This window comes from Aestuariivirga litoralis (assembly GCF_003234965.1).
GTDB classification, from domain to species: Bacteria; Pseudomonadota; Alphaproteobacteria; order Rhizobiales; family Aestuariivirgaceae; genus Aestuariivirga; species Aestuariivirga litoralis.
In genome coordinates, this window is the sequence record NZ_QKVK01000001.1 from 43,097 (window position 1) to 68,533 (window position 25,437).

The 25,437-nt window shown below is 65.2% G+C and carries 22 protein-coding genes; 14 read left to right on the forward strand and 8 right to left on the reverse strand.

The features are described 5' to 3' along the window. Positions 1 to 63: 63 nt before the first annotated feature. Both DK847_RS00210 and DK847_RS00215 read left to right on the forward strand, forming a co-directional pair. Positions 64 to 2,019 carry an alpha/beta hydrolase gene (locus tag DK847_RS00210; RefSeq protein ID WP_111195614.1) on the forward strand — a complete coding sequence of 652 codons (1,956 nt, stop codon included), beginning with the start codon at positions 64 to 66 and terminating at the stop codon, positions 2,017 to 2,019. A gap of 41 nt (positions 2,020 to 2,060) precedes the next feature. Continuing rightward, the gene (locus DK847_RS00215) at positions 2,061 to 2,927 is read left to right on the forward strand and encodes a CPBP family intramembrane glutamic endopeptidase (RefSeq protein ID WP_111195615.1); all 867 of its coding nucleotides are present in this window, start codon (positions 2,061 to 2,063) and stop codon (positions 2,925 to 2,927) included. Positions 2,928 to 3,250: 323 nt separating this feature from the next. On the opposite strand, the gene DK847_RS00220 is transcribed toward DK847_RS00215, so the two are convergent. Continuing rightward, complete coding sequence (locus DK847_RS00220; protein WP_111195616.1) at positions 3,251 to 3,775, reverse strand: hypothetical protein; 525 nt, start codon at positions 3,773 to 3,775, stop codon at positions 3,251 to 3,253. A gap of 1,751 nt (positions 3,776 to 5,526) precedes the next feature. Further along, positions 5,527 to 6,387: a LysR family transcriptional regulator gene (locus tag DK847_RS00225; protein WP_111195617.1), complete on the reverse strand. Its 861-nt coding sequence runs from the start codon at positions 6,385 to 6,387 to the stop codon at positions 5,527 to 5,529. Between the two features lie 100 nt (positions 6,388 to 6,487). On the opposite strand from DK847_RS00225, the gene DK847_RS00230 reads away from it, so the two are divergent. From DK847_RS00230 to cysD, 4 genes are read left to right on the forward strand one after another with little or no spacing between them, the layout of a single operon-like run. After that, the gene (locus DK847_RS00230; protein WP_111195618.1) at positions 6,488 to 8,047 is read left to right on the forward strand and encodes a proton-conducting transporter transmembrane domain-containing protein; all 1,560 of its coding nucleotides are present in this window, start codon (positions 6,488 to 6,490) and stop codon (positions 8,045 to 8,047) included. A 15-nt stretch (positions 8,048 to 8,062) separates the two neighbouring features. Next, the gene (locus tag DK847_RS00235) at positions 8,063 to 10,441 is read left to right on the forward strand and encodes a YbcC family protein (protein WP_111195619.1); all 2,379 of its coding nucleotides are present in this window, start codon (positions 8,063 to 8,065) and stop codon (positions 10,439 to 10,441) included. After that, positions 10,438 to 11,256, forward strand: coding sequence for a DUF6671 family protein (locus DK847_RS00240; protein WP_111195620.1), 819 nt, complete (start codon positions 10,438 to 10,440; stop codon positions 11,254 to 11,256). The genes DK847_RS00235 and DK847_RS00240 overlap by 4 nt, the downstream gene beginning before the upstream one ends. After that, positions 11,235 to 12,152, forward strand: a complete 918-nt coding sequence (gene cysD, locus DK847_RS00245; RefSeq protein WP_111195621.1) for a sulfate adenylyltransferase subunit CysD — start codon at positions 11,235 to 11,237, stop codon at positions 12,150 to 12,152. Before DK847_RS00240 ends, cysD begins: the two co-directional genes overlap by 22 nt. Here the strand turns inward: cysD and DK847_RS00250 are convergent. Next, positions 12,143 to 12,748: an SOUL family heme-binding protein gene (locus DK847_RS00250; RefSeq protein ID WP_111195622.1), complete on the reverse strand. Its 606-nt coding sequence runs from the start codon at positions 12,746 to 12,748 to the stop codon at positions 12,143 to 12,145. The genes cysD and DK847_RS00250 overlap by 10 nt on opposite strands. Before the next feature lie 245 nt (positions 12,749 to 12,993). Here DK847_RS00250 and DK847_RS00255 point away from each other — a divergent pair, with 245 nt between their 5' ends. From DK847_RS00255 to DK847_RS00290, 8 genes are all read left to right on the forward strand, one after another. Further along, the gene (locus DK847_RS00255) at positions 12,994 to 13,881 is read left to right on the forward strand and encodes a DMT family transporter (RefSeq protein WP_111195623.1); all 888 of its coding nucleotides are present in this window, start codon (positions 12,994 to 12,996) and stop codon (positions 13,879 to 13,881) included. A 341-nt stretch (positions 13,882 to 14,222) separates the two neighbouring features. Next, positions 14,223 to 15,611, forward strand: a complete 1,389-nt coding sequence (gene radA / locus DK847_RS00260) for a DNA repair protein RadA (RefSeq protein WP_111195624.1) — start codon at positions 14,223 to 14,225, stop codon at positions 15,609 to 15,611. Between the two features lie 67 nt (positions 15,612 to 15,678). Continuing rightward, the gene (locus DK847_RS00265; RefSeq protein WP_111195625.1) at positions 15,679 to 16,353 is read left to right on the forward strand and encodes a CvpA family protein; all 675 of its coding nucleotides are present in this window, start codon (positions 15,679 to 15,681) and stop codon (positions 16,351 to 16,353) included. Then, positions 16,350 to 17,810 (forward strand): amidophosphoribosyltransferase, encoded by a 1,461-nt coding sequence (purF, locus tag DK847_RS00270; protein WP_111195626.1) that lies wholly within the window; start codon positions 16,350 to 16,352, stop codon positions 17,808 to 17,810. The genes DK847_RS00265 and purF overlap by 4 nt, the downstream gene beginning before the upstream one ends. A 6-nt stretch (positions 17,811 to 17,816) precedes the next feature. Further along, the gene (locus DK847_RS00275; RefSeq protein ID WP_111195627.1) at positions 17,817 to 18,548 is read left to right on the forward strand and encodes an SDR family NAD(P)-dependent oxidoreductase; all 732 of its coding nucleotides are present in this window, start codon (positions 17,817 to 17,819) and stop codon (positions 18,546 to 18,548) included. A gap of 13 nt (positions 18,549 to 18,561) precedes the next feature. Then, positions 18,562 to 19,329, forward strand: a complete 768-nt coding sequence (locus DK847_RS00280) for a 2-keto-4-pentenoate hydratase (RefSeq protein WP_111195628.1) — start codon at positions 18,562 to 18,564, stop codon at positions 19,327 to 19,329. 268 nt (positions 19,330 to 19,597) lie between these two features. Continuing rightward, positions 19,598 to 19,939, forward strand: a complete 342-nt coding sequence (locus DK847_RS00285) for a c-type cytochrome (protein WP_111195629.1) — start codon at positions 19,598 to 19,600, stop codon at positions 19,937 to 19,939. Between the two features lie 26 nt (positions 19,940 to 19,965). Next, positions 19,966 to 21,396 (forward strand): FAD-dependent oxidoreductase, encoded by a 1,431-nt coding sequence (locus DK847_RS00290; RefSeq protein ID WP_161957073.1) that lies wholly within the window; start codon positions 19,966 to 19,968, stop codon positions 21,394 to 21,396. Positions 21,397 to 21,468: 72 nt separating this feature from the next. On the opposite strand, the gene der is transcribed toward DK847_RS00290, so the two are convergent. The 5 genes from der to DK847_RS00310 form a co-directional block, all read right to left on the reverse strand. Next, positions 21,469 to 22,812, reverse strand: coding sequence for a ribosome biogenesis GTPase Der (gene der / locus DK847_RS00295; RefSeq protein WP_111195631.1), 1,344 nt, complete (start codon positions 22,810 to 22,812; stop codon positions 21,469 to 21,471). Beyond that, positions 22,809 to 23,084 carry a hypothetical protein gene (locus tag DK847_RS00300; protein WP_111195632.1) on the reverse strand — a complete coding sequence of 92 codons (276 nt, stop codon included), beginning with the start codon at positions 23,082 to 23,084 and terminating at the stop codon, positions 22,809 to 22,811. The genes der and DK847_RS00300 overlap by 4 nt, the downstream gene beginning before the upstream one ends. Next, on the reverse strand, positions 23,081 to 23,737 hold the full coding sequence (locus tag DK847_RS00305) for a tetratricopeptide repeat protein (RefSeq protein ID WP_161957074.1): 657 nt from the start codon (positions 23,735 to 23,737) through the stop codon (positions 23,081 to 23,083). The genes DK847_RS00300 and DK847_RS00305 overlap by 4 nt, the downstream gene beginning before the upstream one ends. A 72-nt stretch (positions 23,738 to 23,809) precedes the next feature. Then, positions 23,810 to 23,944, reverse strand: coding sequence for a hypothetical protein (locus tag DK847_RS20985; protein ID WP_280956355.1), 135 nt, complete (start codon positions 23,942 to 23,944; stop codon positions 23,810 to 23,812). 70 nt (positions 23,945 to 24,014) lie between these two features. Further along, on the reverse strand, positions 24,015 to 25,388 hold the full coding sequence (locus tag DK847_RS00310; protein WP_161957075.1) for a multicopper oxidase family protein: 1,374 nt from the start codon (positions 25,386 to 25,388) through the stop codon (positions 24,015 to 24,017). Between the last annotated feature and the right edge of the window lie 49 nt (positions 25,389 to 25,437).

Below are 25,437 nucleotides of genomic sequence, written 5' to 3' on the forward strand. Positions count from 1 at the left end.
AGTCATCGCCCGGGCGCCCGCATTCCAGCTACTAGGCAATTTGCAAGAAAGAGGACGCAACTGATGGATTACCAGCACATCCTCGCATTAGTCGCATCCCTTTTGGGTCAGCCCGGCGATATAGCGGCCGGAACGCCGAACCTGACGGCCGCGGTCACGCACATCGCATGTCCACGACCCTATCCCGTGAACGAGATCGACGGCCAGACGATCACCTGCGGCACCGTGCAGGTGCCAGAGGATCACGATCATCCGGAGGGCAAGAAGATCGCCCTCAAGTTCATGATCATGAAGTCGCATTCCCAGTACCCGGAGCCTGATCCACTGGTGTATCTTGATGGCGGACCCGGTGGCAGTGCATTCGGCGTGATCGGCAAGGTCGACCGGGGCTTTGCACCCTGGCGCAGAACCCGCGACATTGTGTTCTGGGATCAACGCTCCGCAGGCATTTCAGGGCACTCGGTCAATTGTTACAAGGCGCTATCCGAGAACGCGGTGAAGATTGCGAAGGGCGAAACGCTGAACGTCGATGCCAAAGGCGATCCCATCAAGGACAGTCTCGTGAGCAAATGCCTCGGAGAGCTCGAGTCTTCAGGCATCGATATCGCAAAGTACAACACGACGCAGGACGCGAAGGATATTCCGGTCGTGATGGCCGCGCTCGGTTATCCGACCTACAATCTCTATGGAATATCATTCGGCTCAAAGCTTGCGCTCGAAACAATGCGCGTTGCGCCGCAAGGCATTCGCTCGGTCATCATCGACGGCGTGGCCCCGTCCTGGGTCCATCTCTACAACTCCTTCACCGTGAAGACCGACGAGGCCATCGAGAACGTGGTGGAGCAGTGCAGGGCGGATCCTGTCTGCAACAAGACCTATCCCGATCTCCACAAGGTGATCATCGAGACGTTGCATATGGCTCATGACGGCAAGATCATCCATCAGGGGAAGCCGGTCACGACAGCCACGATCTTCCGGCCCTTCAACGAGAGAAACGGTCAGGATTCCAGGGTCTCGATGACACCCTACATTCCCGCATTCATCTATGAGCTCCATCGCGGCGGGGACATGCCCACCGTGGACATGCTCATGGCGCGAAACTTTCTGATGCCGGAGTTGGGAGACGACGACGTGACAGAAGCTTCGGCGAGCCTGCCGAAGGAACAGAGGAACTTGATCCGCACGCTTTCCGACAATGTTGCAATTTCGCGCAGAGTTGAAAAGTCGAATGCCAACGTCGTTGAGGAGTTGCGTGACACCGTCGATGAGCGCGACCAGTATGGTCCCGTGGCAGTGTTATTCGACCGGGAACTGGAAAAGGCACTCACTGCCGAAGGAAAGAGCGATCCGGCGAAGATAGCCAAGAGCATTGCAGACTATGTCGCGCTTCAGAACATCAAGCCGTCGCGAGATGCGCTCAAAGTCTTCGTGGAGGGTTACACCTCTGGCGAGCAACGTGCGCGGCTCCTGTCCCTGATCCAGAGTATGAGCGAAGCGGAGGTTGCTGGCTATTTTGACATCATCAAACGCGATGTCATGGCGTCTCAGACTCACTTCTTCGACAACATGTATCTGTTCAACTACGCCTGCCAGGAAGACATCCCTTACAATAGCTATGAAGGTTACAAGAAGGTCGCGGCAAGCGACAAATATCCATATCTCGACGAAGACTACGACCTTATGGTGAGGAACTTCTTTGCCGGATGTGCTCCATTCAAGCCGCAGGAGCGCGAGAATTGGCATACCCCCGTGGCAAGCGACATTCCCACCCTGTCCATCGGCGGCCTGTATGATATTCAAACCCCAGCAAGCTGGGCAAGGCTCGCCACGGAGAAGCTCACAAACGCGCAGGTCTTCATGATCCCCGAGGCAGGTCACGGCGCCGTCATCTACCAGCCCTGCGTGGCAGATATCGGTGTCGCTTTCACGAACAACCCCTATCGCAAGCTGTCCGATGCGTGCCCCAAGAGCATCACCATCAACTGGCACATTCCCGACTGGGCCAAGGAAGCGAAGTAGGTCGACCGCGCGCGCCAACCCAAAACCTAGGGGAACCCATCATGGAACAAGCCCTGTCTACGCCGCCCATCTGGCTGCGTGTCCTGCAATTTCCGCTGACTCGACTGATCGTGCTGGGCGGCATCGTGTTCTACATGATGGCTTGGACGGAAGGGAAGATCATCGCCTTCAAGGACAGTCCGCTCACCGGTGTTGCGATTGCCGTCGCAATGGCCGTGGCCATCATGGTCTTCTATGCCGCCTGGGGAAAAGTCATCGAGCGGCGTGAGGTCACCGAATTGTCGTTGCCGGGTGCCGGCCGCGAATTCGCTATCGGTGCGCTGGTCGGCACCGCGCTCTATACGGCCTGCGTGCTGCTGCTGATGGTGCTCGGCATGTACAAGATCGAAGGGCTGAACCCTCTGTCCATCATGATTCCCGGCATTGCGATGGCCGTCAAATCGGCAGTGTTCGAGGAACTGGTGTTTCGCGGCATCCTGTTCGGCTCGGTCGAGGCCATGGCTGGCAGTTGGATCGCGATCATCATTTCATCTCTCGTCTTTGGCTTTATCCATCTGCTCAATCCCTCCGCCACCATTGGCGGTGCTGTCTACATCTGCATCGAAGCCGGTCTGCTGTTCTCAGCGGCCTATATGGTCACGCGGCGCCTGTGGATGGCGATGGGCCTCCACATGCTGTGGAATTATGTTCAGTCGGGGGTGTTCTCCGGCATCGTGTCGGGTGGCGTCATGATGCCCGGCCTGTTCAAGACCCAGGTGGAGGGGCCAGATTTCGTGACGGGTGGTTCCTTCGGCATGGAAGAGTCGCTTGGTGCGCTGATCTTCTGCACGGGCGCCGGCATTGTCATGCTGCTGATTGCGATGCGTCGCGGCCACATGCTGCCCCCACCGTGGAAGCGCAAGGGGTGACGGCGACAGCCCGCTGACAGAGCGAAGGGTGAGGGCCGCACATTTCGCAGGAATTGCTGAAACTGCGCGGACACTGAACGGGAGCAGCATGCGGAGTTGCACTTCAACGGCCCGGTCATTTCAAAGATCAATGTCAAATGTCGCACCCTTCGGGGGTTCGACACTCGTGGATAGCGGCCCTCAGGTAGAGACTAGACCGGTTTGGATCTCGGCGCGGGATTCGAACTCAGTTGATTTTCGGACCCAACAATATCAATGACTTAATCACGGAGAGAGTTAGCTGCCGGACTCTCTCCCTCCGTCGGGAGGTAGCCTCAAGTCGTCTACTCAGAAAACCCCGACGAAACGAATTCACTGGCGGGACTGGCGGGGAGGTAGTTGTTAAGGACGCGTTCGATTGCTTGTTGCGGTGAGGGCGAGTCAACTTGCCTTGCAATCCAATTCTCAAGTCGTGCCTTCAACGCCGTGGGCAACTTCATCGAAATCGCCTCGTCCTTTGAATTGGACGGCTTCTTTGCAGTAACATGTTCAGTGCGCTTCTCGACCCGGAACAGCGGGGCGAGCTTCTTGAAGTATCCGTCGCTCGTCTCCATCCAGTAATTGTTCGGGTGGGGACCAGCGCGGTCTGACTTCTTCACGACGAAATCGTCTAGGTTTTTGTATCGCCTGGTTTTGCGCACGAGGCTGTTGAGAACGCACACGACACTCTGGCGCGCGTATCTGGGGCGCCTCTCTTGCTCCGGATAGTGCTTCTCAACGATCTCCAAGGACGTCAATTCATTGCCACTCGCCTTGCGCAGAATTTCCAGCAGGCGCTTTTCATTCACCGTATAGCTCGCGTTACTCATTTGGGGGGGCTCCAGTTTAGCATTTCGCCCGGGTTGGGCAGGCTGCAATTGGGATAAATCACCTATTCAAGGTATGGGTAGTTCGAGCCTCTTTTACAAGATCTGCCCTTCATTTCGTCTCCTTCAGGAGACGTTTGATCTCTTGTTCCGCTGTCCATGGAGCATGGTCCCACCCGTAACGCATGTATTTTCCGATCCGCACTTGACCATCGATCTCTAGCTGGACGGTTAGATACTCACCATTCTGCTCGATCTGGACAACGCGGGGTCGTCGGCCAGAGGAGAGTGCCTTACGTGACATAGGGAAACTCCTGTTTAGCTGTTCGCCGTCTGTCGGCAGGCCGCAAGTGGGTTTAAATCGCCTGCTTATTAGATGGCTGCAACAGGTCCCGATTTCAATGCCCTTGGCGCTGGTGGTTGGGGAATGTTGGGAATGTGGGGAATGTTTTATACGGCTGCCTCCGCCGGAATTCTGATTTCGGGCTGCTAGGCTGTAAAATTGAAAAACTGCCGACAATGAACCTCGGTAAACTTTCCCCACTTTCCCCACTTTCCCCACCGCCGCCATTCGTTGGCACGCCGACCATTCAGAGAACACTCAAAATCTGGTATGGTGACGTTTTCCACAAAGGCATTTGGAATTAAGGCGAATCTGTAAAACTCCCACTTTATTTCGGTGATGAGCGATGTCTGGAACAGGAAAGAAACGCCGACTTCCGGTCATTGAAGATGGTCACACCCTAGATCTGGGCGACCTACGTCGGCAGGGTCTGCTGCGGGTAGACGGGATCAGCAGGACAGCAACTGTTCAGTGGCGTTCGGGACTATCGCCGAAACCTACCCTAGAAGTGGCCGTGACTTGCTTCGCCACACCAGAGTATGGCTGGATGGAACTCCGTTATAAACTGTCCAAGAGGGACGGAAGCAGTATCGAAATGCACGAGCGTATTCATCTGTTACCACGCCCCCAGCCTTACGGCGGCTACCGGGTTCTCGCAAAGTGCCCCTTTTCGGGTCGGGCATGCCGCTGTTTGCACCTTCTGAACGGGGCCACCCGCTTCCAGTCGCGCCACGGCTACCAGACTAAACCGCAGCATAGGTCACAGAGTTTGACGCTGCATCAACGGCTCTTGAGGTGGCGGCACAGCATTGCTGAGAAACTTCTTCGGAACCAACATCAGGCGGTCCGAGACGTAATCGACGGGTCGGACGTTCCACCTCGGCCTAAGGGAATGCACGTGAAGACCTATATGAGACTGGCTGCGCGCTGGCGGCTACACAACCAGATGGCTGATGTTGCCTTTGAGCGATGGCAGGAGAAGAACTGGGGGCAAAGTGGAGTTCCTAATGCCAGTGAAATGGAAGCTCTCTATGCGGACACTGTGCGGACACAAAACAATTAAGCTCCTCGCCGAGAGCATCGGTCGGTAGCAACTTCTTGCAATACCTAGAGAGTTTGGCGCGCCCGACAGGATTCGAACCCATGACCCCCAGATTCGTAGTCTGGTGCCCAATTGGTGGTTAAGTCCCAGCTACCTATCTATTACCTGAAAATAGCTCTTCGCAAGCATACCCTAAAGTTAGGGAACAGTTATAGCGCATTATCTCGCACCTTTCGATTTTGCTTGCTCCGTCAGCGGGAGAAGAGGGGAATACACGATCGCCTCGGTGGTTGATCTCGCTTCCCCTCACCTACCCCGACTGCGTTGGGGCCTCCTCCTCACCCGCTGAAGCGGGAGAGGACGACTAGGTCACGCACGCGACAGCAGCTCCGCCAGCACCGGGTTGGGAAAGCGCCGCTCGCGCGTGACGGCGAGGAAATGCTCGCGGATGCCGTCGAGCTGGGCCACCTCGGCGAGGAGGCCGGAGGTGAGTTCGTCGCGCACCACGATGGGCGGGATGACGGCGAGGCCCGCATCCTCGCGCGCCAGAAGACGCAGCATGGCCATGTCATCCGCCTCCGCTGCGATGTGAGGCGTGACGGCGTAACGCGCCATCAGCGCATCGAAGGCGGAGCGCAGTGCCGAGTCCTTGGCGGGAAGCACGAGCGCCTCCTCACGCAGCAGGCTCTGCATGTCGCGCGTGCCCACCCGCCGCGGCGTGCCGATGAGGCTTACCGGCTGTTCGCCGATCTGGTGCACGAGCCAGGGTGTCTCCGCCTCGCGCGGCGGGGCGAGATTGGTGAGCACCACGTCGAGGGCCAGCGAGTCGAGCTCGCGCAGCAGTTCCGCCTGGCTCCCTGAGCGCAGGATCACCTCCACCTCGCGGCGGCCCACCAGCGGGCGAAGGAACTCCATCTGGAAATTGCGCGACAGTGTTGCCAGCGCGCCGACGCGCAGCGCGCGGCGGGCATTGCCGGTCTCGCGCATCACGGCGGCGAGATCCTCCGCTGTGCGGAAGATCGCATCGGCATGGTCCAGCGCGATGCGGCCCGCCTCGGTGAGGACGAGGTTGCGGCCCCGGCGCTCGAAGAGGTCATGACCTAGCGAGGCCTCCAGCGCCTTGATCTGGGTCGAGAGGGCCGATTGCGACAGGTTCAGCCGCCGGGCGGCCCCGGTGAGGGTGCCGTCCGCCGCCACGGCGCGGAACAGGCGGAGATGGTGCAGGTTCATGAACCATCTATAAAACAGAACGACATTCCGCAAAAGATGTAATTTCATAGAAGCGAGATAGAGCATATCCCTTCGGACATCCCCGGAACGGAGTCGACCGATGAACGCGCTTCCCCCGCTCACTGCCTTTGCCCCGCTCGTGCTGCTGGCCGTTGCAGCGCTGGGCCTGATCAACCCCGGCCGCCGGCCCGGCCTGTTCCCCCGCATCGCGGAGGGGGCGGCCCTTGCTGCGCTGGCGCTGGCGCTTGCCGGGCTGGTGCAATTGCTGTGGACCGGCCCCGCGACGCCGAGCCTCGGCAGCGGGGCGGCACTGCTGGCCCTGCGGCTCGATGCGGTGAGCGTCTCCATGGCACTGCTCGTCAGCTTCGTCGGCTGGATCGTGGTGCGCTATGCGCGCACCTATCTCGACGGCGAGGCGCGCGAGGGGCGCTTCCACGGGCTGATGCTGGCAACGCTCGCCGCAGTGCTGGTGCTGGTGCAAGCGGGAAGCCTGGGCGTGGTCGTGCTCGGCTTCATCGCCATCGGCGTCGTGCTGCGCCAGCTCCTGCTGTTCTACCCCGCGCGTGCCGAGGCGCGCCGCGCGGCGGCCAAGTTCTCGCTCGTCTGGGGTGCGGGTGACGTGGCGCTCGTGATTGCCGCGCTGCTGATCGGCGTCAGCCTCGGCACGGCGAGCCTCGCCGAAATCGGGGCGAAGGCTGCCAGTGGCCTGCCGCTCGCGGCGGACATCGGCGTTGCCTTCCTGGTGCTGGCCGCGGCGCTGAAGACGGCCGCCTTCCCGCTCCATGGCTGGCTGACGGAAGTGATGGAGGCACCCACTCCGGTCTCGGCCCTGCTCCATGCCGGCATCATCAATTCGGGCGGCGTGCTGCTGATCGCACTGGCACCCCTGGTGCAGGCGAGCACCGGCGCCATGGCGGCGCTGGTGATGATCGGCGGCCTCACGGCGCTGTTCGGTGCAGCGGTGATGCTGACGCAGAGCGCGGTGAAGACCGCACTCGCCTGGTCTACCGTCGCGCAGATGGGCTTCATGCTGCTGCAGTGTGGCCTCGGGCTGTGGACACTGGCGCTGCTCCATATCGTGGCGCATTCGCTCTACAAGGCACACGCCTTCCTTTCCTCCGGTGGCGCGGTGCGCGCCGTCGCCGCGGTGGGGCGGCCGGGTCCCGTCGCGGTGCCCGGCGTCGCGGCGGTGGCCAAGGCCTTCCTGCTGGCGCTCATGCTCTTCGCCATCGTGGCGAGCTTGTTCTCGCTGGTGGCGCCGAAGTCGCCGCAGTCACTGGCCCTGGGTGCGATCCTGATCTTCGGTGTCGCCTACCTTGTGGCGCAAGGCTTGGCCGATGCCGCACCGCGCGCGCTCACCCTGCGCACGGCGCTGGCCTCCACCGCAGCGGCGGTCGCCTATTTCAGCTTCCAGCTGATCGCGCATGCGCTGTGGGGCACGAGCCTGCCGCAGCCGCCGGAGGCGGGGCCGCTGGAATGGGCGCTGATCGTGCTGGCGCTCGTCTCCTTCGGCATCGTGGCGGTGGCACAGGCGCTGTTCCCGCTCTGGGCGCACCACCCGGCAACCGCGGGCCTGCGCGTCCACCTCGCCAACGGCCTTTACCTCAACGCGCTGCTCGACCGGGCGACCGGCGGCTTCCGCGCCACCCGCGCTGCCTGACACAGGAGACGACCGATGTTCATGATGCATCCGCAGTTCGCACCAGCCCAGGTCAACAGCCTGCTCAAGGCTGCAGAAGATGCCGCGCGGGCGATCCCGCCGGCCTTTCCGCTCACCGCCACGGTGGCGGTGAACCCGTTCCTCGGCCAGACCGGCAAGGACCTCGCGACGACGGCAGCGCTGATGGCGCGTGTCGCCGGCATCCGCGTGAACCTGCCGCGCAGCGACCATGCCGCGAAGCTGCGCGCCGGCGAGATCACCGATGCCGACCTCACCGCAGCGCTCGCCGCCGCGGCTTCGCCGCTGAAGCCCCGCGACGTCGCCGCGCTCAAGGCGCTGATCGCTGTCGAGCGCGCCGCACCGCAGGCGCTGCCGACCATGGCGGAGCTTGCCACGCGGGCCGACGGTACCGATTGGCCCGGCGTCATCGCCCGCGCCATCGGGCTGTGGGCGGCCGGTCACTTCGACCGCGGCCAGGCGCTGTGGTCGCCCGCACCGGGGCTGAGCACCTATGCCGCCTGGCGCGCCTGGGCGGTGCATGACCTGACGCCTGAGATCGCCGGCCTCACCGGCTTCTGCTCACATGTGGCGGAAGCGCCCGACACGGCGGAGCGCGCCATCCTGCGCGCCGCCCAGAGCCTCGGCCTCACCGAGGCATCAGCTGGCACCGCCTTCCACCGCCTGCTCGTCGACCTCGGCGGCTGGGCGCAGCATGCGCGCTGGCTGTTATGGGAGGCGGAGCTGAAGGGGGCGACCGACGCGACGCTGACCGACCTCCTGGCCATCCGCCTGATCTGGGAAGAGGCGTTGCTGGCGCACCGGCCCTATCTCGCCGGCACCTGGCAGCAGGTGACGGAGGCCCATGCCGCGCCCGTCATGGCGTCGGCCGACGACGTGGCGGATGCGATCCTGCAGGAGGCGGCCGAACGCGCGCAGCAACGCCAGATGGCCGCGGCGCTTGTCAACGCACACGCCGCGAAGGAACGCCCCTCGCTGCAGGCGGCCTTCTGCATCGACGTGCGCTCCGAGGTGTTCCGCCGCGCGCTGGAGGCGGTGGATCCCAGCGTCGAGACCATCGGCTTCGCTGGCTTCTTCGGCCTGCCCGTCAGGCACCGGCCACATGGCACCGAGCTGACGGAGGCGCATCTGCCCGTGCTGCTGAACCCCGCACTCACCTCGACCGGGCACGGCAGTGAAACGTCCGAGACCGAGGCGCGCATCGCGGCGCGCGCGGTCAGGGCCTGGGGGCGCTTCCGGCAGGCGGCGGTCTCGTCCTTCGCCTTCGTCGAGGCGGCGGGGCCAGCCTATGCGGGCAAGCTCGTCAAGGATGCCCTCGCCCTCGGCGGCAAGGCGGAAACGCCCGAGCCCGCGCCCCGCATCGAGGGCGGCCTGACGGCGGAGGCCAAGGCCGCCACCGCCGCCGCGGTGCTGAAGGCGATGAGCCTCACCACCGGCCACGCGCCGCTGGTGCTGCTGCTCGGCCATGGCGCACAGGTGACCAACAACCCGCATGAAAGCGCCTATCACTGCGGCGCCTGCGGCGGCCATACGGGCGAGGTCTCCGCAAGGCTGCTGGCGCAGCTGCTCAATGACGCCGAGACGCGCGCAGGCCTCGCGGCCCATGGCATCAGCCTGCCGGACGACACGCTCTTCGTCGCGGGCCTGCACGATACGACGACGGACCAGATCACGCTCTATGAGGACGGCTTCGGGCCCGCACAGTCGGCGCGCCTCGCTGTGCCGCGGCAGCTGCTCCTCAGGGCGGCGGAGATGGCCCGGGCCGAGCGGGCGTTGCGGCTGCCCGGCGCCACCGCGGCCACCATCACCCGGCGGGCGCTGAACTGGGCGGAGGTGCGGCCCGAATGGGGCCTCGCCGGCTGCGCGGCCTTCATCGCGGCACCACGCCGCGTGACGGCCCGGGCAGACCTCGGCGGACGGAGCTTCCTGCACAGCTACGACTGGCAGGCCGACAAGGGTTTCGCGACGCTGGAACTGATCATCACCGCGCCCGTCGTCGTCGCCAGCTGGATCAGCCTGCAGTATTATGGCTCGGCGGTGGCGCCCGACGTCTTCGGCGGCGGCAACAAGCTCATTCACAACGTGGTGGGCGGCATCGGCGTGCTGCAGGGCAATGGCGGCACTCTGCGGGCGGGGCTTCCGTGGCAGGCGGTGCATGACGGGGCGAAGCTGGTGCACGAACCCCTGCGCCTGAGTGTCATGATCGAGGCGCCGCAGGAGGCGATCGGCGTGGTGCTGGCCAGGCACCCGCAAGTCGCGGCCCTCTTCGACAATGGCTGGCTGCACCTCCTTGCGCTGAAGGATGGCGCCGTCGCGGCCCGCTACCGCCCCGGCGGCAGCTGGGAGCAGCTGACCGAAACGCGCCACGTGGCATGAGCTATCGCGGCCTCACCGCGGCACTCGCCACGCAGCACGGCAAGCAACGCGCCATCGCGCCCGCCTTCGCGAAGGCCCTGGGCCTTGCCGTGGAGGTGCCGTGCGGCATCGACACCGATGCGCTGGGCACTTTCACCGGCGAGACCGCGCGCCCGGGCACGATGCGCGAGGCCGCACGCAGCAAGGCGCGGCTTGGCATGGCGGCAGCGGGCCTGCCCCTTGGCATCGCCAGCGAGGGAAGTTTCGGGCCGCACCCCTTCATGCCCTTCCTTGCCGCGGGGCGCGAAATGCTGGTCTTCATCGATGACACGCGGGGCATCGAGGTGGTGGAGGAAGCCCTGTCGGAGAAGACCAACTTCGCGGCCCTCGACCTGACGCCGGGGGCGGACGTGGCGGGCTTCCTCACGCGTACGGGCTTTCCATCACATGCACTCGTGCTGCGCAGCGGCGGCAGGATCACCAAGGGGATCGACAGCCATGCCGAACTCGGGCGTCTGCTGGCGGCGGCCCCGGAGGGTGCAAGGCTCGAGACCGACATGCGTGCCCACGTGAACCCCACGCGCATGGCCGAGATCGGCAAGCTGGCCCGCAGGCTGGTGCATCGCATCGCCACACCCTGCCCCGCCTGCGGCACGCCGGGCTTCGGCGTGATCCGTTCGGAGGCGGGCCTCCCCTGTGCCGATTGCAACACGCCGACCACACTCGTGCGCAACCTCGTATCGGGCTGCGCGCGGTGCAGCCACGAAAACCGACAACCGCGGAGCGACGGCCGTGAGGCCGCCTCGCCCGCCGAATGCCCGGAGTGCAACCCATGAGACTGTCCCACCTCGACCGCCTCGAAGCCGAGGCGATCCACATCATCCGCGAGACGGCGGCGCAGTTCAGGAAGCCCGTGCTGCTCTATTCGATCGGCAAGGACTCGACCACGCTGCTGCACCTCTGCGCCAAGGCCTTCCACCCGGGAAAGCCGCCCTTCCCGCTGCTGCACATCGATTCGACCTGGGAGTTCCGCGATGCCCTCGCCTTCCGCGACCGGGTGGTGAAGCACTACGGCGTGGAGCTGATCGTCTATCGCAACGAGGAGGGTGTGCAGAAGAACATCAACCCCTTCGACCACGGCTCGAGCCTTTACACCGAGATCATGCGCACCGTGCCGCTGAAGCAGGCGATCACCGAACTGGGCTTCGACGCGGCGATCGGCGGCGCACGGCGCGATGAGGAGAAGTCGCGCGCCAAGGAACGCGTGTTCTCGGTACGCGATGCCAGCCATGGCTGGAACCCGAAGAACCAGCGGCCGGAGCTGTGGGACAATTACAATGGGCGCCTGGCACCCGGCCAGACGATGCGCGTGTTCCCCATCTCCAACTGGACGGAACTCGACGTGTGGCTCTACATCCTGCGCGAGGAGATTCCGCTGCCGCCGGTTTACTTCGCGGCCGAACGGCCGGTGGTGACGCGCGACGGGCAGATCATCCTCGTCGACGACGACCGGATGCGGCTTCACCCCGGCGAGGAGCCGGAAATGCGGCCCGTCCGCTTCCGCACCTGCGGCTGCTATCCGCTGACAGGGGGCATGCTGTCAGCGGCGAAGGATGTGCGCGAGGTGATCCTCGAGACGGTGCAGGCCTCGGGCTCCGAGCGCGCCGGGCGCATGATCGACAAGGACGGCGCCTCGGCCATGGAAGACAAGAAGCGGCAGGGCTATTTCTGAGCGAGGTCGTAGAGGATCTCGTTGCGGCGCAGGAAGCCGGGCGTGAAGGGATCGTTGTAATAGGCGAAGATCGGCGGGCCGGACGTGGCAAGGCCCTTCCGTCTCAGCCAGTCCTGCAATGCCGCATTCTTCTCGGCGAAGAGCGCATCGTTCCACCAGCCGCTGAAGCGGATGGCGGCGCGGCGCACCGGAGGCTCCTCGCTGAGGCGCACATCCGCACCCGCAGGCTTCGGCAGGCTCGCCAGCGTGTAACCCGATGGCATGATGAACTGGATGGTCCAGGCCTCGCCGCCCTGCTGCTGGGTAACGGGTGCCGTCATGGCGATCCTGTCGCCCGCACGGTCGCTGGCGAAGATGTAGCGGGCGAGCGGCCCGAAGCCGGCGCGCACTGCCTGGTCGCGGCTGCCGGTGCGGGTGACTTCGGCCACGGTGAGGGCCGGATAGTCGCGGATCTCGATGGAGCCATCTGACTCGACCACCGCATAGCGGGCGATTTCCACGTTGCGGGTCTGGACGTACCAGAACGCCACGAGGCCCGCGGCAACCGCCACGACGAGGAGTGCGAGGATGAGGATCATGCGCTTCGCCTTGTCCATGGGCCCTGCCTTTGGGGTTTCTACGCGGGGCCGCGGGGCATAGATCGCCCCCGGAAACGGCAGGCGGAGCGGAGGCCGTCCCGCGCTCCGCTCCGCCCTTCGCCGCCCGGGTCTGCACGAGGGCGGCGATGTTCCGGTGACCAGCACTGCATGAGGCGCGGGGCTGGACCCATGACGTAAGTCAATTCCTCGGCCTATAAGCAGCGAAATTGCCATCCCCTGCAACCGTAGAAACCCCGATCCCCGTGAACCAGCGCCATCTCGTGACCTATCTCGTGCTGGCGCTGGTGTGGGGCCTGTCCTTCATGGTTCTGGTGTATGTGGTGAAGGCCTTCGGCTGGGCCGGGACGGTGAGCCTGCGGGCGCTGACGGCCGGAGGCGCCCTCTGGGCCGTGGCCCTGCTCATGCGGCGCAGGCTGGATTTCAGCTGTGGCTGGCGCCCGCTGGCCATTGCCGGCTTCACCACCGTGGTGATGCAGCTCGCCGGCATCGCCTATGCGGCACCGCGGATCGGCACGGCCATGACGGCCATCATCGTCTCCGCCATTCCGCTGTTCACCATGGTGGTGGGGCGCATCGCGGGGATCGAGAGGCTCAACGGGCGCAGCATCGTCGGGCTTGTCATGGGGTTCGCGGGGATCGTGCTGCTGGTGGGCTTTCCCGATGCGCCGCTGACGCCGGCGTTCCTGCTGGCCTGCGCCATCTCGATCCTCGGCTCGTTCTCGGCGGCCTGCGGCAGCCTCTATGTGAGTACCAGGCTGCGCACCACCGACCCCTGGGTCGTCACCATCGGTTCGTTCCTGTGGGGCGGCGTGATGACGCTGCCGCTGATCCTGTTCGTGCCGCTGCCCACCGTTCCGGGGGTGACGGACGTGCTGTGGCTGCTGGTCCTCGGCCTCGTCACCAGCGCGCTGATGTATGTGCTGTTCTACGGGCTGCTGGCGGCCATCGGGCCGACGCGGGCGATCAGCGTCGAGTTCGCGGTGACGGTGGTGGCGGTCGCGGCCGGCACCATGCTGCTGGGCGAGCGCCTGTCCTGGGCGCAGGTGGCAGGCGGCACGGTGATCATCGCCGGCTGCGCCCTGGTGCTGGGGATCTGGCCCGGCGCACGCCGCCAGGCCACCGGTCTTTGACGCTACGTCAGCACGGCTTACATTTAAGTTGATTTCACAACCTTCACTAGCGTAATATTCTGTTCATCACCCAAGCCCCGACGACAGCGGGAGTGAGGTGTGCAAGGTCCGCCTGCCCCGGCCCCTTGCAGGACGTGCCTGCCGGGGGACGCCCGAGGAAGTATTGTTTGCCTCGCAGCATCCCCAAGTGCGCGGTTCCCGGCCGGTCCCGGAGGTGCCCCACCCCTTCGGGACCGCTGCCTGCGTGATGCCATCCGGCAGCATAGGCCAACAGCATGGGCCAGCAGCATGCCGTGCAACTTGCCCCTTTCCGTTCCATGAATGTTCCGGTACACAGGGGCATGGCCAAATCTTCTCATTTCGTCTGCCAGAGCTGCGGCTCGACCTCCACCAAGTGGTCCGGCCGCTGCGACAATTGCGGCGAGTGGAACTCCATGGTGGAGGAACAGGCCGCGGCACCGCTGTCGGGCTCCAGGGGTGCCAGCCTGCCCAAGGGGCGGGCCACGCGGCTGGTGGGCCTGCGCGGCGAATCGCCCGCACCGCCACGCATCGTCACCGGCATCACCGAGCTCGATCGGGTGGCGGGCGGCGGCTTCGTTCCCGGCTCCGGCGTGCTGATCGGCGGCGACCCCGGCATCGGCAAGTCCACCCTGCTGCTGCAGGCCATGGCCGCCCTGGCACGCAAGGGCGAGCGCGTGGTCTATATCTCCGGCGAGGAGGCGATTGCCCAGGTGCGGCTGCGCGCCCAGCGCCTTGGGCTCGACGATGCGGCGGTGCTGCTGGCCACCGAAACCAACGTTTCCGACATCGTGGCCACGCTGTCCGAGGACAAGCCGCCCGCCATCGCGGTGATCGATTCGATCCAGACCCTGTGGGCGCCCTCGATCGAGGCGGCCCCCGGCACGGTTTCACAGCTGAAGGCGGGTTCGGAGGCGCTGATCCGCTTCGCCAAGCAGAAGGGCACGGCCGTGCTGCTGGTCGGCCACGTCACCAAGGACGGCCAGATCGCCGGCCCCAAGGTGGTGGAACACATGGTCGATGCGGTGCTCTATTTCGAGGGCGACCGCGGCCACCAGTACCGCATCCTGCGCGCCGTCAAGAATCGCTTCGGGCCGACCGACGAGATCGGCGTTTTCGAGATGTCGGACGGCGGCTTGGCCGAGGTCACCAATCCCTCGCGCCTGTTCATGGGCTCGGACGAGCGGCCGACGCCCGGTACGGCGGTCTTCGCCGGCATGGAAGGCACGAGGCCCCTGCTGATCGAGGTGCAGGCGCTGGTCTCGCCCTCTCCCCTCGGCACGCCGCGGCGTACCACCGTGGGCTGGGATTCGAACCGGCTGGCCATGATCCTGGCCGTGCTGGAAGCCCGCGCCGGGGTGCAGATCGGGCAGAACGACGTCTACCTGAACGTCGCCGGCGGGCTGAAGGTGCGCGAGCCCGCAGCCGACCTCGCCGTTGCGGCAGCGCTGCTCTCCTCGCTCACCGGCACGGTGATCCCGCCCGGCACGGCGGTGTTCGGCGAGATCGCGCTGTCCGGCGCCATCCGCCCGGTGGGCCAGACCGAGGCCCGCCTGAAGGAGGCCCAGAAGCTTGGCCTCAAGGAGGCCATCGTTGCCGCCACGGCGGAACAGCCGGGCGCCAGGGGCCTGAAGGTGAAGGGCCTCGAGACCATCATGGACCTCGTTGCATGGTCTGCCGCCCAGGACCGGGGACAGCGGAGAATCGCCTAGGCTCGGAGCGGAATCCTTTCTATAAGGACCCCGAAACCGGGTCGCCGCACCCCTTCAGGACCACGAGATGCCGCTGACACTTCTCGATTTCATTCTCCTCGCCATCATGCTCGTTTCCGGCCTCCTGGCGCTGATGCGCGGCTTCACCCGCGAAGTGTTGTCGCTGGTTGCATGGGGTGCCGCGGCGGTCGCCGCCTATTTCGCCATCAAGCAGCCGGCCCTCGTCACCTGGGCCAAGGCCAACGTGCCCTACCTCGAAAAGGACATCCTGGCCCAGATCGCGGTGGGCGCCACGGCGTTCCTGATCGTGCTGATCATCGTGTCGATCATCAGCGTGAAGATCTCGGACTGGGTGGTCGATTCGGCCGCCGGCTCCTTCGACCGCACGCTGGGCTTCATTTTCGGCGTGGTCAGGGGTTTTATTCTCGTCGCCATCGCCTATCTGTTCTATGGCTGGCTCCTGCCCTTCGACAAGCAGGAGACGTGGGTCCGGAACGCCTATTCGCTGCCGATGATCAAGTCGGCCGGCGAAGGTCTCCTGTCCTTCATGCCGCCCGACATCGCGGATACGCTGAACAACACGGCTCTCGCCACCGGCGGCGAGAAGACGTCGGCGGAACCCGAGGCCGGGCAGACCGACCCGGGCTACAAGACCAACGACAGCCAGCAGCTGGACAACCTGATGCAGAGCACCGGCGGCAACGACCAGCAGCCAGCCGCCGGACAGGAGACGGGCCAATGAGCATGGACCTCGACTTCGAACTGAACGCCGACCGCCTGCGCGAGGAGTGCGGCGTGTTCGGCATCTATGGCCACCCGGACGCCGCGGCCCTCACGGCCCTCGGCCTGCATGCGCTGCAGCACCGCGGCCAGGAAGCAGCGGGAATCGTCTCCTTCGACGGCGAGCGCTTCCAGACCGAGCGCCGCCTGGGGCTCGTCGGCGACCACTTCTCCTCCGAGAAGGTGATCAACCGCCTGCAGGGCTCCTCGGCACTGGGCCATGTGCGCTATTCGACGACCGGCGAGACCATCCTGCGCAACGTGCAGCCGCTGTTCGCCGAGCTCGCCGCCGGCGGCTTCGCCGTCGCCCACAACGGCAACCTCACCAATGGCCTGACGCTGCGCCGCGAGCTGATCTCGCAGGGTGCCATCTGCCAGTCGACCTCCGACACCGAGGTGATCCTCCACCTCGTGGCACGCTCGCAGAAGAGCCGCATCGTGGAACGCTACATCGACGCGCTGCGCTCGCTGGAAGGTGCCTATGCCCTGGTGGCGCTGACCAACAAGAAGCTGATCGGCGCGCGCGACCCCAACGGAATCCGCCCGCTGATCCTCGGCGAGCTGAACGGCGCCTATATCCTGTGCTCGGAAACCTGCGCACTGGACATCATCGGCGCCAAGTACATCCGCGAGATCGAGAACGGCGAAGTCGTTGTGATCTCGGATGACGGGATCGAGAGCCTCCGCCCCTTCCCCAAGACGCCGGCGCGCCCCTGCATCTTCGAATACATCTACTTCTCGCGCCCCGACTCCATGCTGGGCGGCCGCTCGATCTATGAAGTGCGCAAGGCGATGGGCCGCGAGCTGGCGCGGGAATCCGCCGTGGCGGCGGACGTGATCGTGCCGATCCCCGACTCGGGCGTTCCCGCGGCGCTGGGCTTCGCGCAGGAAACGGGCATTCCCTTCGAGCTCGGCATCATCCGCAACCATTATGTGGGCCGCACCTTCATCGAGCCCACGCAAACGATCCGCTCGCTGGGCGTGAAGCTGAAGCACAATGCCAACCGCGCCGTCGTCCAGGGCAAGCGCGTGGTGCTGGTCGACGATTCGATCGTGCGCGGCACCACGTCCGTCAAGATCGTGCGGATGATGTATGAGGCCGGGGCGAAGGAGGTGCACATGCGCATCTCGAGCCCGCCCATCAAGCACCCGGATTTCTACGGCATCGACACGCCGGAGCAGAAGTCGCTGCTCGCCGCCACCCACACGCTGGAAGAGATGCGCCAGTATATCGGCGTCGACTCGCTGGCCTTCCTGTCGGTCGATGGCGTCTACCGGTCGGTGGGCTACGAGGGCCGCGACAATGCCCGGCCGCAGTTCACCGATCACTGCTTCACCGGCGATTATCCCACCCACCTCACCGACCTCGTGGGTGAAACCAAGAAGCAGCAGCTCTCGCTGCTGGCGGAAGCGGGCTGAACACGAATGACACGACGGCTTGAAGGGCGCGTCGCCCTGGTGACGGGCGCATCGCGCGGGCTTGGCGCCTCCGCCGCCATCGCGCTGGCCAGGGAAGGCGCCCACATCATCGCCACGGCGCGCACCGAGGGCGGCCTCACCGAACTCGACGACGAGATCAAGAAGGTCGGCGGCTCCGCCACGCTGGTGCCGGTCGACATCAAGGACTTCCCCGCCATCGACCGGCTGGGGGCCGCCATCTTCGACCGCTGGAAGAAGCTCGACATCCTGGTCGGCAATGCCGGCGTGCTGGGCAAGCTGACGCCCGTGGCCCATGCCGACCCCAAGATGTGGGACGAGGTGATGGCGGTGAACGTCACCGCCAATTACCGTCTCATCCGCTCCATGGATCCGCTGCTGCGCCAGTCGGATGCGGGCCGCGCGGTCTTCGTCACCTCCGGGCTTGCCCACAAGTGCTGGGCCTATTGGGGCCCCTATTCGATTTCCAAGGCCGCGCTCGAAGCGATGGTGAAGACCTATGCGGCGGAGAACGCCACCACGGCGGTGCGCGCCAACTGCTTCAGCCCCGGCGCCACGCGCACCGACATGCGCGCCAGGGCCATGCCCGGCGAAGACCCGATGACGCTTCCCCACCCCGACGAGGTGGCGGCCCAGATCGTGCCGATGTGCGAGGCCTCCTTCAGCGACAATGGCGGGGTGTGGAAATACGCGCCCGAAGGACTGTTCAAGCAATTCTGAGAAAGGTGCCCCGATGAGCGACAACCAGGTGATCGCGGCCTTCGCCGCCGCCCGCAAGTCACAGTCGCCGCTGAGCCGCCTGCCGGAGGATGCCGCCCCCGACCTCGCCCGCGCCTTCCGCCTGCAATGCGCCGTCACCACGGAGCTTGGCTGGGAGCAGGCCGGCTGGAAGATCGGCTGCACGTCCGAGCGCGCGCAGAAGGCACTCAACGCCAAGGGCCCCTTCCCCGGCACGATCTTCGCCAACCGCGTCTATCGCTCGGGCGAGGCCTTTCCCACCATCGCGGAGAACAAGCGCGTGGTGGAGCCCGAGGTGTGCTTCACCATGGAAAGCCCCCTGCCCCCGCGCGGCCGCGACTACACCGTGGACGAAGTGATGACGGCGGTGGCGCATGTCTGCGTCGCGATCGAGGTCGTCAACCCGCGCACGCCGCGGGGCTTCGGCGACGAGGTGCCGTGGTTCATCGTCGACGGCGGCTTGAACGAGGGGATCGTGCTGGGCGAGGCGCGGAAGCCGCTGTCACGCGCCGACTACGCCTCGCTGCGCGGGCAGGTGTGGTGGAACGGCCGCGAGATGCAGGGCGGCGTGGGCGCCAATGCGCTGGGCGGTGGCGACCTGGCGCTCACCTGGCTGGCCAATCACCTCAATGGTCACGGCCTGGGGCTGAAGGAAGGCGACATCATCACCACAGGCGTGATCACCGAATTCTTCTCCGCCGCACTGGGCGACGACATCGAGGTCCGCTTCGAGCACCTTGGCGATGTGACGGTGAAGTTCTGACCTGCGAAGCCGCCGCCGGCCTGCCCAGGCCCCAATCAATACACGCCTTAAAATTGCTTAATGAAGCATTGCCCGCCTGAAGGCCTCGAAACTATAAACAATGCTATAGTGCGCCCTATATAACTTACAGAAGTCATTCACTTTTATTTACATCGGCTGCATTTTTTTGACATAGATCAAGCACACGACTTCATCGGCGGTGCTTCCTGTCAGTAGAGCCGGCGGACGCGTCCGTCGCGCGGTTCACCGATGGGAGGGAAGACAGATCATGACCAAGAGCAGACTCCTCGCATGCTGCCTGGCGCTTGCCGGCGTGCTGCTGGCAACCGATGCCGGGGCCTATGACCTCAACAACGGCCGCCTGCTGGCCTCGAACTGCACGCAGTGCCACTCCACCAACGTCCTGCCCAAGACCGGCGGCTACGACAGCCTGGTGGGCGAGTCTTACAGCGAGATCTACGGCGAACTGCGCGAGTTCAAGCAGAAGTTCAACGCCACCACGAAAACCTGCACCGAGAATGATCCGAAGGAATGTCTCATGGCCGTGCACGCCATGCCCTACACCGACAAGGAAATGCAGGACATCGCCTGGTACCTGTCCCAGCGCTAACCCATCACCGGATCAAGGAGCCTCACATGCTTAGGCGCGAATTCGTCAAGTATCTCACCGCCGGTGCCGCCGGCCAGTTCATCCTTCCGGTGTCGGGCGCCAGCGCCGCGACCCCGCTCAACGTCGTGGTCATCGGCGGCGGCATGGCGGGCGCCACCGCGGCGAAGTACCTGCGCGTCTGGGCCAGGAAGCTCGCCCTCGATGCCCTTGTCAGCGTGACGATCATCGACAAGAGCGACCAGTATGTCTCCAACATCATGAGCAACATGGTGCTGACGGGCGAGAAAACCATCGCCAACCTCACCTACACCTATGCCAGCCTGAAGACCAAGTATGGCATCAACTTCATCAAGGCGACGGTCTCCTCCGTCGATACGGCCAATGGCTGGGTCTATGGCAAGCTGAACAACACCGGCAGCGACATCCTGCTCAATGCCACGCCGTTCAACCGGCTCATCCTCGCCACCGGCATCAGTTTCGACCCATCCACCTTCACGCTGAACGTTCCGTCGACCGTCTATGCCAACCCCTGGGAAGCCATCCCGCATGCCTGGCAGGCGGGCACCCAGACGACGCTGCTGCGCAACCAGCTCGTCAACATGACGGCGGGCAACCACGTGGCGGTGACCATTCCCGTCTCCCCCTACCGCTGCCCCCCCGGGCCTTACGAACGCGCCTGCGTTCTCGCCGACTGGCTGCGGGTAAAGAAGCCGGGTTCGAAGATCTATCTCATCGACCCGGGCCAGACCGCCGATGGCCGGCCGCCGGTGGAGCCCAACAATTTCGGCTATGCCTTTGCCAACATCCACAAGAACCTCGTCTATGTGCAGAACGCCAGGCTGACGGCGGTGACCGGCTCGCTCGCCGGCACGACGAAGTTCAAGACCCTGTCACTGGTGCCGAACAGCGCCACGCCACTCAACACGGTCAATGCCCTCGCCAGCCCCACGGCGGTGAAGGTGGAGGTGGCGAACGTCATCCCCAAGATGCAGGCAGCCGACCTCACGCGCAGCGTGCTGGGCCCGGCGGGCCTTGACGCCGACGGCCGCTGGGCCGTGGTGGACGAGCGCAGCTACAAGTCGCTGGTTCCCAAGGTCTATGTGATCGGCGACTCGATCAAGTCGGCGAACCAGCCGAAGGCCGGCCACATCGGCAACCAGCAGGCCAAGGTCTGCGCCGATGCGATCCTGCGCGAACTCAGCAACGTGGCACTCTATGATGCCCCGGTGACCAACTCCGCCTGCTTCACGCCGGTGACCACCAACCTCAACAGCCAGTATGGCGCCATGGCGTCATGGCTCACCGCCACCTTCCGCTATGGCGTCGACCCAACCGACAACGTCAGCCGGATGCTGCGGGTGAGCACCAACATCGAGTCACCGGGACGTCCGTCGAAAGACAATTTCTCCTCGATGGGCAAGTGGTTCACCTCGCTGATGCAGGATGTCTATTCCTGATCGCCACCTCGGTTCAGCAGGTGCGGTGAGACTTGGGCATCCCGGCTTGCGCCGGGATGTCCCGCGTTCCGGCTAGCGATCCTTGTCGAAGGGATTGCGGCCGCCGCGCAGGCTGAAGCGGATGGGCACGCCCTTGAGGTCGAAGCTCTCGCGCAGCCCGTTCATCAGATAGCGGATGTAGCTGTCCGGCAGCTTCGAGAGCTGGTTGCCGAAGATGGCGAAGGTCGGCGGCCGGGCGCTGGCCTGGGTGGCGTAGCGGATCTTGATGCGGCGGCCCGACGGCGCGGGTGGCGGGTTGCGCTCGATGGCGCCTTCGAGCCAGCGGTTGACCTGGCCGGTGGTGATGCGGCTGTTCCAGCGCTCCATCGCCTTCATCACGTTCTCGAGCAGCTTGTCGATTCCCTTCTCCTGCTTGGAGGAGATGGTGACGACGGGCACGCCGCGGATTTCCGGCAGCACGTCCTCGAGGTCGCTCTGCACTTCCTTCAGCTTCTTCTGCTTCTCCTCGACGAGGTCCCACTTGGACAGCGCCAGCACGATGGCGCGGCCTTCGCCCGCCACCAGGTCGCAGAGCGAAAGGTCCTGCCGCTCGATGGGCAGCGAGGCGTCGATCAGCACCACCACGCATTCGGCGAAGCGGATGGCGCGCAGCGCGTCCGACACCGCGAGCTTCTCGATCTTGCCGACGACGCGCGACTTCCGCCGGATGCCCGCAGTGTCCCACAGCTTGATCTTCTGGCCGCGCCACTCGAACTCGGAGGAGATCGCATCGCGCGTGATGCCGGCCTCGGGGCCGGTGAGCATGCGATCCTCGCCCAGGATGGTGTTGACGAGGGTGGACTTGCCGGCATTGGGCTGGCCGATGATGGCCAGCCGCAGCGGGCCGTCGCCGCGGTCCTCGCCTTCCATGTCGCCTGCCTTTTCCTCCGTATACGGAAGGATGGCGTCATAGAGCTGGTCCAGGCCCTCGCCGTGCTCGGCGGAAATCGCCAGCGGCTCGCCGAAGCCCAGCTCGAAAGCCTCGAGCAATGCGCCCTCATGGCCCCTGCCCTCGGCCTTGTTGGCAACGAGGATGACGGGCTTGCCGCGGCGGCGCACGCGGCCGGCGAATTCGCGGTCGGTGGGCGTGACACCGGCGCGCGCGTCATAGACGAAGAGCACGACGTCGGAGTCGTCGACGGCGGTCTCCGCCTGGGCGCTCATGCGGGCTTCCAGGCTGTCGCCCTTGATATCGTCGAGGCCGGCCGTGTCGAAGACGCGGAAGCGCAGGTCGCCGAGCCTCGCCTCGCCTTCGCGGCGGTCACGCGTGACGCCGGGCTGGTCGTCGACGAGGGCGATCTTGCGGCCGACGAGCCTGTTGAACAGGGTCGACTTGCCGACATTCGGCCGCCCCATGATGGCGACGGTTGCTGTCATTGCGGATCTTTGAAGGTTTCGCTTGTGGAGGACGGCGGCTTGCAGCCCGGATCATTCTCGGCGCAGCCCGCGCCGGCGCTGGCCGGCTGCGACGCGGTGCCGACCTGCGGATCGGGCTTGTCGGGGAAGCTCGAACGGCCGGGAATGGCATCCTCGCGCGCGCCGGGCAGCACCTTGTTGTTGGTCTGGCCGGTGAAGGTGTCGATGTAGCTGCAGCCGGTCAGCAGCGTCATGATGCCTGCGGCCAGCAGCAGCCGGGCGGGAAGCCTCATTGCGCGGTCACCATGGGCTGGATGAGCTGCGCCATCATGTTGGCGCGCTGGCGCAGCGTGGCGGGCGTTTCAGGATCGGCGAGCATGGCCTGCACCTGCTTGTCGGCGCCGGCATAGTCCTTCAGGCGATACTGCACCGAGGCCATGATCTCGCGCGCCATGTGGCGCCACGGGCTGGTCGCGGCGGTGAAGTCCTTCAGCCGCCCCTCGATGTCGGCGAAGGCGGCCGTATCGGCCAGCGCGGCAGCGGCGCGGATGCGGGCCACGTCGCGCAGCGTCGGGTCCACCTTGGCATCGGCGGCGATCGCGTCATAGAGCTTCACCGCCTCGTCGAGCTTCCCCTCGGTGGCGAGTTCGGCCGCGGCGCGCAGCCGGCCGAGATCGGCAAAGCCGGTCTTGTCGATGGCCTCGAACTGCTTGACGGCGTCTGCCGCCTTGCCGCCGGTGGCAAGTTCGGCGGCAGCGAAGAAGCTGTCGCCCGCGGTTTCCGACTGCTTCAGCTGGAAATACTTCCAGCCTTCCATGCCGGCGACACCGAGAATGACGAGAATGCCCACGCCGATGACGAAGTTGCCATAGCGGGCCCACAGTTTCTTGTACTGTTCCTGGCGGACTTCTTCGTCCACCTCGCGAAACAGGGATTCGTCGCTCAAAGCGTGGCTCCTCATATCAGCCAAGGGATTGAGAAGCGGCGTAGATCAGCCCCAAGGCAAGATCAAGGCAATTCAGGCGCGCTGGCGCCCGCGGCGCACCCCGTAGACGCCCTCCACGACGCGGCTGCTGTCACGCTGGTAAAGTCCCCAGAAGGCCGCGCCGACGCCGGCCACGCCGAAGAGAAAGCCCAGAACCTCGAAGAGCATGATCCCACCCAGACTCCTATTGCCCGGACGAATGCTGGCGGGCCGCAGTTAACGGCAGGTTAAGCCGGGCTCATTCCGCAACCGTGAAGGTGCCGATCAGCCCGCCGTCGGCGCGCTCCGCCACCAGGGAGTGCAAAGCCCACAGTCCGGGATTGTCGGCGGTGAAGGCGAGGCTGACGGTCTGCCCGGCGGGGACCACCACCGTATCGAGGAAAGGCCCGGGCGGCTCGCCGCCAAGCACCTGCCAGGCATGGCCGTGGATGTGAATGGGCTGGGCGAACGCCGTCCGGTTGACGATGTCGAGGCGGATGGTCTCGCCTTTCTTCGCCGTGAACATCGGCTCCGCAGCAGGCCCGGCCACGCCATTGATGGCCCAGCCCTTGCCATTCTCGAGCAGGGTGCGGAGATCGCGCTCCTCACCGTTCAGGATGGCCCTGGCGAGGCCGCCCTTGATGCCGCCCTCGAGCGTGAGGGTGACACCCTTCATCTTGTCGGGCGCGGCAAGCGGCGGCACCGGGTTGGCTGGCAGGGCGAAATTGTCGGCAATGGCCGGCGGGTCGATGCTGCCACCGGGCGCGATGAGCCAGCCGATCTCGGCCACGTCCTCGAACAGGTCCAGCGCCAGGCCGATATCGCCCTCACTGGCGCTGACGAGCAGGTCGGCGCGCTCGCCCGGGGCCAGCGCAATCGACTTGCCATTCAGCATCTCCGGCCTCACCGGCTGGCCGTCGCGCGCGATGAGCAGCGGGTTCTGGCCCTTGAACAGCAGGTACATGGTGCGGACATTGGCGGCATTGAGGACGCGCAGCCGCGTGAAGCTGTCCCTGGCGAGATCCAGCTTCGGGCGGAAACGATTGTTGATGGTGAACCAGTTGCCCAGCCGCCCCTCGCCCACCATGGCCTCGACATCACCGAAATTGCCTTCGACGGCGCCGGTATCGTCGAGCTTCCAGTCATCGAGCACGAGGACAAGATCGGCGAGGCCGGGGATGGGCTGGGCCTCCTCCACCACCAGCACGGCGCCGAGCCCCATGTCGCGCAGGCGCGACTGGTCCGACATGGGGGCGAGCCAGAAGGTGCCGGCATCGGGCGGGGTGAAGACGCAGTCGACCGCGTGGTCGGCCCCCGGCGGCACGTTGATGGTCATCAGCTCGGTCGGCCCGCGCACCCCGAAGAAATGCAGCCAGATCTCCCTGTCGAGATCGTTGATGAGGCGGAGCTTGAGGGGCTCGCCCTGCCGGGCGCGGATGATGGCGGGGCCGGGCCCGGGGCCAAGCAGCCAGGCTTCCGTCTTGCCCGCCCCCGCCTCGAGCAGGCCGAGCGTCACTTTCTGCGCATGGAGTTCGATGAAGCCATCGGCGGTGAGCTGCTGGGCGCGGGCCGCAGCACTCATGCCGGCCAGGGCCAGCGTGCCTCCAAGGAAATGCCGCCGCGTGATCACCATCGTCATCCTTCGTTTGGAAGACCCTCGTGCCCGCAAGAGGCGGCAAGAT